The organism is Micromonospora sp. M51 (genome assembly GCF_018070305.1).
Lineage (GTDB): Bacteria > Actinomycetota > Actinomycetes > Mycobacteriales > Micromonosporaceae > Micromonospora > Micromonospora parva.
The window spans coordinates 1-11,620 of the sequence record NZ_JAGPXZ010000119.1 but is presented as its reverse complement, the minus strand read 5'-3'; the positions used below and the strand labels follow the sequence as shown (position 1 = coordinate 11,620).

Annotated in this window: 11 protein-coding genes, 1 tRNA gene and 1 pseudogene; 2 read left to right on the top strand and 11 right to left on the bottom strand. The window is 69.7% G+C overall.

Annotated elements, in window-relative coordinates; genetic code table 11:
- Positions 1-98 precede the first annotated feature (98 nt).
- The 8 genes from KBX53_RS09420 to KBX53_RS09385 all read right to left on the bottom strand — a co-directional run bounded on the left by KBX53_RS09420 (position 99) and on the right by KBX53_RS09385 (position 7,839).
- Entirely contained in the window at positions 99-1,412 is a 1,314-nt protein-coding gene (locus KBX53_RS09420) for a sulfate adenylyltransferase subunit 1 (protein ID WP_156057365.1), read from the bottom strand.
- Between the two features lie 14 nt (positions 1,413-1,426).
- Complete coding sequence (gene cysD / locus KBX53_RS09415; RefSeq protein WP_030329095.1) at positions 1,427-2,338, bottom strand: sulfate adenylyltransferase subunit CysD; 912 nt, start codon at positions 2,336-2,338, stop codon at positions 1,427-1,429.
- Between the two features lie 75 nt (positions 2,339-2,413).
- The gene (locus KBX53_RS09410; RefSeq protein ID WP_210858678.1) at positions 2,414-3,244 is read right to left on the bottom strand and encodes an inositol monophosphatase family protein; all 831 of its coding nucleotides are present in this window, start codon (positions 3,242-3,244) and stop codon (positions 2,414-2,416) included.
- A 131-nt stretch (positions 3,245-3,375) separates the two neighbouring features.
- Entirely contained in the window at positions 3,376-3,966 is a 591-nt protein-coding gene (gene pth / locus KBX53_RS09405) for an aminoacyl-tRNA hydrolase (protein ID WP_030329100.1), read from the bottom strand.
- 94 nt (positions 3,967-4,060) lie between these two features.
- Positions 4,061-4,750, bottom strand: a complete 690-nt coding sequence (locus tag KBX53_RS09400; RefSeq protein WP_210858676.1) for a 50S ribosomal protein L25/general stress protein Ctc — start codon at positions 4,748-4,750, stop codon at positions 4,061-4,063.
- Between the two features lie 332 nt (positions 4,751-5,082).
- The gene (locus KBX53_RS09395; protein ID WP_030329105.1) at positions 5,083-6,063 is read right to left on the bottom strand and encodes a ribose-phosphate diphosphokinase; all 981 of its coding nucleotides are present in this window, start codon (positions 6,061-6,063) and stop codon (positions 5,083-5,085) included.
- A 58-nt stretch (positions 6,064-6,121) separates the two neighbouring features.
- A complete protein-coding gene (gene glmU / locus KBX53_RS09390; RefSeq protein WP_156057333.1) occupies positions 6,122-7,660 on the bottom strand; it encodes a bifunctional UDP-N-acetylglucosamine diphosphorylase/glucosamine-1-phosphate N-acetyltransferase GlmU in 1,539 nt (512 codons plus the stop codon).
- 107 nt (positions 7,661-7,767) lie between these two features.
- Positions 7,768-7,839 (bottom strand) — tRNA-Gln (locus tag KBX53_RS09385).
- Positions 7,840-8,148: 309 nt separating this feature from the next.
- On the opposite strand from KBX53_RS09385, the gene KBX53_RS09380 reads away from it, so the two are divergent.
- Positions 8,149-9,114 (top strand): acyl-CoA desaturase, encoded by a 966-nt coding sequence (locus tag KBX53_RS09380; protein WP_030329112.1) that lies wholly within the window; start codon positions 8,149-8,151, stop codon positions 9,112-9,114.
- A 225-nt stretch (positions 9,115-9,339) separates the two neighbouring features.
- Complete coding sequence (locus KBX53_RS09375; protein ID WP_030329113.1) at positions 9,340-10,026, top strand: TetR/AcrR family transcriptional regulator; 687 nt, start codon at positions 9,340-9,342, stop codon at positions 10,024-10,026.
- A 6-nt stretch (positions 10,027-10,032) separates the two neighbouring features.
- Here KBX53_RS09375 and KBX53_RS09370 read toward each other — a convergent pair whose 3' ends face one another.
- The 3 genes and pseudogenes from KBX53_RS09370 to KBX53_RS09360 form a co-directional block, all read right to left on the bottom strand.
- Positions 10,033-10,509, bottom strand: coding sequence for a DUF4383 domain-containing protein (locus tag KBX53_RS09370; RefSeq protein WP_030329115.1), 477 nt, complete (start codon positions 10,507-10,509; stop codon positions 10,033-10,035).
- Between the two features lie 235 nt (positions 10,510-10,744).
- Positions 10,745-11,200 (bottom strand): DUF4383 domain-containing protein, encoded by a 456-nt coding sequence (locus KBX53_RS09365; protein WP_030329117.1) that lies wholly within the window; start codon positions 11,198-11,200, stop codon positions 10,745-10,747.
- A 101-nt stretch (positions 11,201-11,301) separates the two neighbouring features.
- Positions 11,302-11,620 (bottom strand): annotated as a pseudogene (locus KBX53_RS09360) (ABC transporter ATP-binding protein); the annotation flags it as partial.

Sequence of the window (11,620 nt, the reverse complement as noted above, 5' to 3'; positions counted from 1 at the left end):
CTACTTCATGGATCGAGCGCGATCTTGGGGCGGGCGCGCGGGCGCGACAGCGCGGGCGTTTGTGGGCCGTTGGTGGGTGGGGTGGGGGCCGAGAGGGGTTAACTGGCTTCGACGATCATGGCGGCGCCTACCGTGCGGTTGGTTGCCTCGTCGATGATGACGAAGCCGCCGGTGGTGCGGTTGCGGCGGTACTCGTCGGCCAGCAGCGGCACCGTCGTGCGCAGCCGCACTCGACCGATCTCGTTGAGCCGCAGCTCGTCGGCCGACTCGTCGCGGTGCAGCGAGTTGATGTCCAGCCGGTAGTGCAGCCCGCGCACGATCGCCCGAGCCGACCGGGTGGTGTGCTTGATCGCGTACCGACCGCCAACCCGCAGGGGGGCCGTCTCGTCCATCCAGCAGACCATCGCCTCGATGTCCTGGGCCACCGCCGGCGCGTTGTTCGGCCGGCAGATCAGGTCCCCTCTTGAGATGTCGATCTCGTCGGCCAGTCGTACCGTGACCGACATCGGCGGGAACGCCTCCGCGACCGGCCCGTCGGCGGTCTCCACGGCGGCGATCCGGCTGGTGAAGCCGGAGGGCAGCACCATCACCTCGTCACCCGGCTTCAGCACCCCGGAGGCGACCTGACCGGCGTAGCCGCGGTAGTCGGTGACGGTGGTGGACTGCGGACGGATCACGTACTGCACCGGGAACCTGACGTCGACCAGGTTACGGTCGCTCGCGATGTGCACCCGCTCCAGGTGGTGCAGCAGCGAGGGGCCTTCGTACCACTGCATGTTCTCCGACCGGGACACGATGTTGTCGCCACGCAGCGCGGAGACCGGCACCACGGTCAGGTCCGGTACGTCGAGCTTCGCCGCGAACGCGGTGAACTCGTCGGCGATCCGCTCGTAGACCTCCTGCGACCAGTCGACCAGGTCCATCTTGTTGACACAGAGGACCAGGTGCGGCACCCGCAGCAGGGAGCAGAGGAACGCGTGCCGGCGGGACTGCTCGACCAGGCCCTTGCGCGCGTCCACCAGGATCAACGCCAGGTCCGCCGTCGATGCTCCGGTGACCATGTTGCGGGTGTACTGGATGTGGCCGGGGGTGTCGGCGATGATGAACTTGCGCCGGGGGGTGGCGAAGTAGCGGTACGCCACGTCGATGGTGATGCCCTGCTCCCGCTCGGCACGCAGGCCGTCGGTGAGCAAAGCCAGGTTGGTGTATTCGTCGCCGCGGGCCGCGCTGACCGCCTCCACGGCCGCCAGCTGGTCGGTGAAGAGCGACTTGGTGTCGTAGAGCAGTCGCCCGATCAGGGTCGACTTCCCGTCGTCGACGCTGCCGGCGGTGGCGAACCGCAGCAGGTCCATGGCCCGGGCCTCCGGCCCGGCCCCGGCAACAGCCCGGCCATCCGCGTCCGCGGAGGCCATGATCTCGGTGCTCATCAGAAGTAGCCCTCCCGCTTGCGGTCCTCCATGGCGGCCTCACTGACCCGGTCGTCACCACGGGTGGCACCGCGCTCGGTGATCCGGGTGGCCGCCACCTCCTCGATGACCTTCTCCACGGTGTCCGCATCGGAGCGGACCGCGGCGGTGCAGGAGGCGTCGCCGACGGTGCGGTAGCGCACCTGGGCCTTGAACCGCTCCTCACCCGCGCGGGGGCGGAAGAACTCGTTGACGGCGTAGAACATGCCGTCCCGTTCGACCACCTCGCGCTCGTGCGCGTAGTAGATCGACGGCAGCGGGATGCGTTCCCGGGCGATGTAGTGCCAGACGTCCAGCTCGGTCCAGTTGGACAGTGGGAAGACCCGGATCGACTCGCCCGGGTGGTGCCGGCCGTTGTACAGCGACCACAGCTCCGGCCGCTGGTTCTTCGGGTCCCACTGACCGAACTCGTCGCGGAAGCTGAACACCCGTTCCTTCGCCCGGGCCTTCTCCTCGTCCCGGCGGGCGCCACCGAACAGCGCGTCGAAGCGGTGCTTCTCCACCGCGTCCAGCAGCACCGGCGTCTGGATCCGGTTGCGCATGCCGTCGGCGGACTCCCGGACCATGCCGCTGGCCAGGGCCTCCGGCACGCTCGCCACGACGAGTTGCAACCCCAGCTCGGCGACCCGCTGGTCGCGGTATTCCAGGACCTCGGGGAAGTTGTGCCCGGTGTCGACGTGCATGACCGGGAAGGGGACGTTGGCCGGGGCGAACGCCTTCTGCGCCAGCCGCAGCATGACGATCGAGTCCTTGCCACCGGAGAAGAGCAGCACCGGCCGTTCCATCTCGGCGACCACCTCGCGCATCACGAAGATGCTCTCCGCTTCGAGGGCGTCCAGGTGGGAGACCTGGTACGCCGCGGGGGTGGTCATGACACCGGCTCGATTCGCTCGCTCATCCGATTTCCAGACCTTTCCGGTCGGGCATGTCAAGAAAGTGCGCTCAGGCTACCCGGAATGTTTCTGCAGCGCTGCAAGCAACCGGGTGGCGAGATCCTTGCGACAGACCAGGAGGTCGGGCAGTCGCGGATCCGCCTCGTTGTATTTCAGCGCAGAACCGTCGATCCGGGAAGCGTGCAGTCCGGTGGCCGTCGCCACAGCGACCGGGGCCGCCGAATCCCACTCGTACTGCCCACCTGCATGGATGTACGCGTCCACCTCGCCGGTGACCACGGCGGCGATTTTCGCTCCGGCCGAACCCATCGGCACCAGGTGCGCGCCGACGTCCTCGGCCAGGTCGGTCAGGAAGACCGGCGGCCGGCTCCGGCTCGCCGCCAGGCGGATCTTCCGCTCGCCGGCAGTCGCCGCCTCCACTGTCATCGGCGGGTACGCCGGCGGGTAGTCGGTGCCCAGCACCCGGTGCTGCGCCGGCAACCCCACCGCCCCGGCGACCAGCCCGTGCGGACTCGGCGCGCTGCGTGCCCAAAGTGCCACGTGCACCGCCCAGTCCGAGCGGCCCTCCTCGGAGAACTCCCGGGTGCCGTCCAACGGGTCGACGATCCACACCCGGTCCGCGGTCAACCGCGACACCGCCCCGGTGTTCACCTCCGCGGCCCAGGCCAACCGCGACCCCTCGTCCTCCTCGGAGAGCACCGCGTCACCCGGACGCCACTTCGCCAACTCCGTGCGGATCAGGTCGTGCGACACCTTGTCCCCGGCCGACTTCAGCGCGCCGGTGTCGGCGAAACCCATCTCGGTGCGCAGGTCGAGCAGCGCCTGCCCGGCCCGGGACGCCAACCATCGGGCGAACGCGCCATCGATCATCGGAGGACTGCTCATCTGCCCGCTCCCGTCGCCTCGCCGCGCTGCCCGCACGGGCCGATCCGCCGCGACTCGCGTCGCCGGTCGCGGCACGCCGAAAGGCGCAGACTACCGGGCCGTCGTTTCCGAGTCGGTACGCCCCGCCCGGCTCAGCTGCCGTGGTAGAGGTTCTGCGTCGGCTCCACGCCCTTGGTGATCACCGACTCCACCACGTCGGCGGCCCGGTCCACCAGGAAATCCAGCTCCTTGCGTTCTGCCGTGCCGAAATCCGACAGCACATAATCCGCCGGGTCCTGCCGCCCCGGCGGTCGACCGACGCCGAACCGCACCCGGGCGTAGTCCTTCGTCCCCAGGGACTTCGACATCGAGCGCAGGCCGTTGTGCCCGCCCTCACCGCCGCCGAACTTGACCCGCACCTGACCGAACCCGATGTCCAGCTCGTCGTGCACCGCGATCACCTGCGTCGTCGGCACCTTGTAGAACTGGGCCAGCGCCGCGACCGGCCCACCGGAAAGGTTCATGTACGTCAGTGGCTTGACCAGCACCAGCTTCGGCCCACCGAACCCGAGTCGCGCCTCGGCCACCTCGGCCACCGCCCGCTTGTGCCGGCCGAAGCGGGCACCCACCCGACCGGCCAGCAGGTCGGCCACCATGAACCCGACGTTGTGCCGGTTCCCGGCGTACTCCCGACCGGGGTTGCCCAGGCCGACCACCAGCCACGGCCCCGCCTCGTCCGTCACGACCCGTCCCTTCCGACGCCCATCCCAGCGACTCCCGATATGCCGACAGGCGCCCCCGAACATCCGGGGACGCCTGTCGCAGAGCTTGAACCGATCAGGCCTCGGTGCGCGCCTCGGCGTTCTCGTCGCCCTCGGCGGCGTCCGCGCCCTCGGAGCCCTCGGTGGTCTCGCCGACCTCGGCCTCGGCCTCGTCGGTGGCAACCTCGACCTCGGGCAGCGTCGCCTCGAGCTGCTCGGCGGTCGGGGCGGCGGTCACCGAGGCGACGGTCATCTCCGAGTCGGCAGCCAGCTCGACGCCGGCCGGCAGCTGGACGTCGCTGGCGGTCACCTGGCTGCCCGCCTCCAGGCCCTCGATCGAGGCCTCGAGGTGGTCGGGGACCTTGGTGGCGTCCGCGGTCACCGAGAGGGTGTCGTGGTCGTGCACGATCAGGGTGTCCCGGGCGGCCTCGCCGGTCAGCTGGACCGGGACCTCGACGGTGACCTTCTCGCCCCGGCGGACCAGGATCAGGTCGACGTGCTCGAAGGTGTCGCGGATCGGGTCACGCTGGATCGCCTTCGGCAGCGCCAGCACCTGGGTGCCGTCGGTGATGTCGATCGCGAAGAGCTGGTTGGCACCGCCCTTGCGGATCGCCGCGGCGAACTCCCGCGACGGCAGCGCGATGTGCTTGGGCTTCTCGCCGTGGCCGTACAGCACGGCGGGCACCTTGCCGGCCCGGCGGGTACGGCGGGCACCACCCTTGCCGAACTCGGTACGGGGCTCGGCGCTGATCTTTACCTCGGACACGGGGAAACTCCTGATGCTTTTCGCTGCGGCGGCTTGTCGTCTAACGGTGCTGGGGCGAGGGGCTCGCTGGGGCTCATGCGTCATGAACGACTGCCCGGAGCACCGCGTCGATGACGGTGCCTCCGTGCGGCGCTTTTCAGCGGCCCGCCGGGCACCCTCGCCGTGGCAACCGCACCAGTCTACCCGAGCTGTTTCCAGGGTTTCCGGCAGTCCCCGATCACGGCTCAAGACCGGCCCGCCGGTGGTGCTTCCACCAGCGCGCCGGCCCCGTTTCCGCCAGTTTGCCAGCCCCGCCCCGCCAGCGTGTCAGGTGGCGGAAACGGGGCTCGGGGTCAGCTCAGGCCACCGAAGAGGGTGGTCACCGAGCCGTCGTCGAAGACCTCCCGGATCGCCCGCGCCAGCAGCGGCGCGATCGACAGCACGGTGAGCTTGTCCAACTGCTTCTCCGGCGGGAGCGGCAGCGTGTTCGTCACCACGATCTCGCTGATCGAGCTGTTCTTCAGCCGCTCGGTGGCCGGGTCGGACAGCAGCGCGTGGGTGGACGCGACAACGATCTCCGCGGCACCCGACTCCTTGAGGATGTCGGCGGCCTTGGCGATCGTGCCCCCGGTGTCGATCATGTCGTCGACGATCAGGCAGACCCGACCCTCGACCTCACCGACCACCCGGTTCGCCACGACCTGGTTCGGCTTCATCGGGTCACGGGTCTTGTGGATGAACGCCAGCGGGCAGCCGCCCAGCCGGTCGGTCCACCGCTCGGCCACCCGCACCCGGCCGGAGTCCGGTGCCACCACTGTCATCGGCCGGCCGGCGTACTTGTGCTCCACGTACTCGGCCAGGATGTCCATCGCGAAGAGGTGGTCCACCGGGCCGTCGAAGAAGCCCTGGATCTGCGCGGTGTGCAGGTCGACGGTGAGGATGCGGTTGGCGCCGGCGGTCTTCAGCAGGTCCGCCACCAGGCGGGCCGAGATCGGCTCCCGGCCGCGGTGCTTCTTGTCCTGGCGGGCGTACGGGTAGAACGGCAGCACCACGGTGATCCGCTTGGCCGACCCCCGCTTCAGCGCGTCGACCATGATCAGGGTCTCCATGACCCAGGTGTTCACCCCGTGCGTGACGGACTGCACCACGAAGGCGTCCGAACCACGTACCGAGTCCTTGAAGCGTACGAAGATCTCGCCGTTGGCGAACTCGTAGGCGTCGGCCGGAGTCGGCGCGACGCCGAGCACCTCGCCGATCTCCTTGGCCAACTCCGGAAAGCCACGTCCGGAAAAGAGCATCAGGCTTTTGCGGTTTTCGGCGACGATGCTGCCCATGGGCCCGTCTGCTCCCGTTTTGTCGGCGGTACCCGACCCGGTGGTGGTGGGTCAGGGACTATTCGGTTGCAGTATCTCCCGGGCCGGATGTGCCGCCCACTCTCTTGGCTCCCCCGTGCATTGCCTCACTGTCGCTTGCGGCACCGGCCACACCCGACGCACCCTCGGCGGCGCGTTGCGCCCGCTCGGCAGCCGCCGCGGAGACCGTTCCGGGGCGCTTGCGCTGCACCCAGCCCTCGATGTTGCGCTGCGGTGCCCGGGTGACCCCGAGCGCGCCCGGTGGGACGTCCTGCGCGATCGCGCTGCCCGCCGCCACGTAGGCGCCGGCACCGACCTCGACCGGCGCGATCAGGCTCGTGTCGCAGCCGACGAAGGCACCCTCACCGACGATCGTGCGGTTCTTGTTCACCCCGTCGTAGTTCACGAAGATGGTCGCCGCGCCGATGTTGGCCTTCGCGCCGATCGTGGCGTCACCGACGTAGCTGAGGTGCGGAACCTTCGCACCCGGACCGATCTCGGTGTTCTTCACCTCGACGAACGTGCCGACCTTCGACTTCTCGGCCAGTCGGGCGGCCGGCCGCAGGTACGCGTACGGCCCGACGGTGGCGCCCGCGCCCACCTCGGCGCCGTCGGCGTGACTGCGGATCACCGACGCGCCCGGGCCGACGACCGTGTCGATCAGGGTGACGTCCGGGCCGATCACCGCGCTCGCGCCGACCACCGTGCTGCCGCGCAACTGGGTGTTCTGGTCGACCACGGCGTCGCGGTCCAGCGCCACGGTCACGTCGATCCAGGTGGTGACGGGGTCGAGCAGGCTCACCCCGGTGCGCATCCACGCCTCGTTGATCCGGTCGCGCAGCAGCCGGCGCAGCGACGCCAGCTCCACCCGGTCGTTGCAGCCCAACGTCTCGACGTGGTCCACGGCGACGTGCACCGCCACCGGCTCACCGGCCGAGCGCAGCAGGCCGAAGACGTCCGTGAGGTATTCCTCGCCCTGGTCGTTGTCGGTGGAGAGCTTGCCCAGCGCCTCGCGCAGCCGCACCGCGTCGAACGCGTAGATGCCGGCGTTGATCTCCCGGATCGCGCGCTGCGTCGCGTCGGCGTCACGTTCCTCGACGATCTGCTCCAGGCGGCCGTCGGCGTCCCGGACGATCCGGCCGAGGCCGGTGGGGTCGGGCACCTCGGCGGCCAGCACGGTGGCCGCCGCGGCGGCTTCCTCGTGCGCGGTCACCAGCGCGCCGACGGTCTCGGGTCGCAGCAGCGGCACGTCCCCGTTGATCACGACGACCGTGCCGGCGCCCTCCGGCACCGCGTCCAGCGCGATGCGGACGGCGTGCCCGGTCCCGAGCTGCTCGGCCTGGAGCACCGGCGTGGCGTCCGGGGCGACCTCGGACAGGTGCGCCCGGACCTGGTCGGCGCCGTGTCCCACCACGACGACGGTGCGGTCCGCGCCCAGCGGGGCGGCGGCGCTCAGCACGTGACCGAGCAGCGTGCGACCGAGCAGGGGGTGCAGCACCTTGGGCAGTGTCGACTTCATCCGCTTGCCCTCACCGGCGGCGAGCACGACGACGGTACGGAGGTGGGGCTGGGGCACGATGTGGCTCCCGTCGGGACGGCGGACACTCTCGCGGCCATGCTAGCCGCGCGGCCCGGCACCTTCCCCGCTTACCCCTACTGGGCCCCAAAACGGACCTAGGTGTGCAGCTCGGCCGCCAGGGTTCGAACCTGAAATACGGGTACCAAAGACCCGGGTGTTGCCAATTACACCACGGCCGATCAGCGACGCGAGCGCTTGAGGGATGGACATCCCGCCGCTACACCTTAGCGCCCCGGCCGCCGGGCGCCATCGCTCATCCCGCCGCACGGCTGGCGACCGACCCGCTCGGCACGTCGGGGCGGCCGACCCGCACCCCGGCCGCCTGCCTGCCGGAGTACCCACGTACCCCGCCACAATCCTCGGCTGACCTGCGTCTTTGATCAGTTTCGCGAGGGTGATTCGAAACTTCCCCGTGCGATCTACGGAGCCGTAAGTTACGGTGACGTAGGCGTAAGTTAGTGATCGTCATCTTCCCCCTGCGAGGTCCCATGTCCACCGCTCTGCTCGATCCCCACACCGCTGGCCCCGGCCCCAAACCACTCACCGACGGCAGCCAGTCCCCCGGCATCCTGGCCGCCCTCTGGGCCTTCGTGGTCATCCCCTTCGTCGCCCTGCTGGTCGCCGTGCCGGTGGCCTGGGGCGGCTGGCTGGGCTGGACCGACGTGATCATCGGCCTGGTCTGGTACGTCGTCTCCGGGCTCGGCATCACCGTCGGTTTCCACCGCTACTTCACCCACGGCTCGTTCAAGGCCAAGCGGTGGCTGCGGGTGACTCTGGCCGTCGCGGGTTCACTGGCGGTGCAGGGTGAGATCATTCAGTGGGTCGCCGACCACCGACGGCACCACGCCTTCTCCGACCTGGAGGGTGACCCGCACTCGCCGTGGCGCTTCGGCACGAGCTTCTGGGCGTTGACCCGCGGCCTGTTCCACGCCCACGTGGGCTGGCTGTTCCGCCGGGAGCTGTCCAACCGGGCCCGTTTCGCACCGGACCTCATCGCCGACCGGGACATCAGCCGGGTCGACCGGCTCTTCCCGATGCTCGTGGCCATCTCGCTGCTCGGCCCGGCGCTGATCGGCGGCCTGGTGACCTGGTCCTGGCAGGGTGCGCTGACCGCGTTCTTCTGGGCCGGGCTGGTCCGGATCGGCCTCCTGCACCACGTCACCTGGGCGATCAACTCAGTGTGCCACGTCTACGGCGAGCGTCCGTTCGCGATGCGCCAGGGCGACCGCGCCTCGAACTTCTGGCCGCTGGCGATCCTGTCCTTCGGCGAGAGCTGGCACAACCTGCACCACGCCGACCCGACCAGCGCCCGGCACGGCGTGCTGCGCGGTCAGGTGGACATCTCCGCCCGCGTGATCTGGTTGTTCGAGAAGATCGGCGCGGCGACGCAGGTGCGCTGGCCAAAGCCGGAACGCATCGCCGCCAAGCTCGTGAAGCCGGTCGCACCCCACTGAAACCGGGCGGTGCTCGGGGATGCCGCCTGGCAGGATGTTCGGATGACCGAGCGACGCGGGGGGACCGGACGACTCGGCAACCGGGCAGCCGGGCCCTGACCCGGGTTCGGTCGGACGGCGCGGCAGGGCGGTCGGACCGCCGGCCAGTGAGGCGACGACGTGAACGGGCACAGCGGAGACACCATCCCACGGCAGGGCGTCATCGAGCGCCAGCGAGGCGGCGATATGCCCGAGAACAAGGATGGTGCCGAGGGTCGGCGGGCGACGCCGGCCCCGGCACCAAAACCGAAGACCACTTCTCGGGTACGCATGTCGGCGGCCCAACGGCGGGAGCAGTTGATAGCGACCGGCCGGCAACTCTTCGCCGAGCGGGGTTTCGACGCCACCTCCATCGAGGAGGTGGCGTCCCGCGCCAAGGTCTCCAAGCCGGTGGTCTACGAGCACTTCGGCGGCAAGGAGGGGCTCTACGCGGTGGTGGTGGACCGGGAGGTCCGGGCCCTGCTGGACCGGATCACCACGGCGTTGACCGCCGGGCATCCACGCGAGCTGCTGGAACAGGCGGCGCTGGCCCTGCTGGGCTACATCGAGGAGGAGACCAGCGGTTTCCGGGTGCTGGTCCGTGAGTCGCCGCTGATGTCCGCGACGGGCACCTTCAGCAGCGTGATGAACGACGTGGCGCACCAGGTCGAGCACATCCTGGGCGCCGAGTTCAAGAGCCGGGGGTACGACCCCAAGCTCGCCGAGCTGTACTCGCAGGCGCTGGTCGGCATGGTGGCGCTGACCGGCAGTTGGTGGCTGGAGGTGCGCAAGCCGCGCAAGGAGACGGTGGCGGCGCACCTCGTCAACCTCGCCTGGAACGGGTTGTCGCACCTGGAGGCGAAGCCGACGTTGATCACCGCCCGGCGCGGCTGACCGCGGTCAGGGGCGGTGCACGTCGGCCACCGGGTGCTTGCGGTGCTCCAACTCCGCCTCGGCGGACTCCGGCGGGCCCACCTTGTCGTACAGGCCGGTGCCGAGCAGGATCAGCCCGAACAGCATCGACACGACCACCGTCGACATCGAGAAGTTGAGGAAGTTCGCCTCGGTCTGCAGCACCGACATCATCAGGATGCTGGTCACCAGGAACACCACACCGGCGGTGAGGTTCATGTAGTGGCCGAGGTTGGTGCGCCGCGAGGCCCCGATGATCAGGAAGACCCCGAAGATCAGCGAGGCGAGCGAGAAGGCCAGGTTGGTCCGGAGTCCGAGGGCCCAGGTGCTGTTGCGGGCGAAGAGCGGGTCGCCGATCGTCTCAGCGACGCCCCAGACGCCGAAGACCAGGATGTAGACGCCGATCAGCCCGGAGAGGACCCGGTAGAGCGGCCGAGCCGGATGATTGACCGGAAAATGCGGCATGCCCAGACCCCCTGATGTGACCGTTTCAGGGGAATTGTCGCCCAGAGCAGCGCCGACTGTCCGCAGAACCACAATGCCGGCAGGGTCCGCCGAAAGGCTGGACCAGGTCAGGTTTTCGCCGGAGCCCGAGCTGCGCAGGGATCAAGCCTGACCGCCCGGAGCAGCTCGGGCTCCGGCGAAAACCCACGGCCGCAACCAAAGAGCAGCAACCAAAGAGCAGCAACCACAGACAGGATCAGAGAACGAGCCGAGCCTTCTGGAACGCCTCCGCCTCGTCCTCCGTGCCGACCTTGCCGTACATGCCGACCATCAGCAGCACCAGTGCGGCAGTCATCACCACGATCACGGTGGTGATGCTGAAGTTGAAGATGTTGGCGTCGGTCCGGATGAACGCGAGACCGGCCAGGCTGATCACCATGAGGCCGTACGCCAGCCACTGGTTGATCGCCACGTCGATGTTGCGGCCGAGCACGGTGCCGATCAGCACGACGATCCCGAGCAGCACGCTGAGCAGCGAGAAGCCGAGGTTGGTGCCCTGACCGAGGACCCGGGTGTCGTCCTGGGCGAGGATCTCGTTCCCGGTGCTCGCGATGATGCCGAGCACCCCGAAGACGACCAGGTACAGACCGGTCAGCCCGCCGATCGCCCGGTAGATCGGCCGCGCGGGGTGGTTGACGGGGGTGTGGGCCATGTCTGTGTCTCCAACGCCGTGAGGTGAGGTGTCGCGGACGATTGTCTCGCATGTGGCGGTGTGACGCCGCACCCGGGGGCCGTGCCGGTGTGCCCCGCCCGTCAGCTCTCGGGCAGGTCCTCGGCGAGCGTCATCCAGCTCTCCTCGATCCGCTCCCGCTCGGCGCGCAGATCCTTGAGCTGGGTGTCCAACTCGGCGACCCGGGCGTAGTCGGTGGCGTCCGCCGCGAGCTGGTCGAGCAGCGTGGTCTCCCGCTGGTCGAGCTTGCCGAGTTGCCGCTCCAACCGGGTCAGCTCCTTGCGGGCCTGCCGGACCTCGGCGGCGGACATGCCACTCGCGGTCGCCCCGGTGGCTGCGGCGGTCGGGGTGCCACCGGCGCGACTGGTCCCCGCCCGCTCGGCGGTCCGGGCGAGATACTCG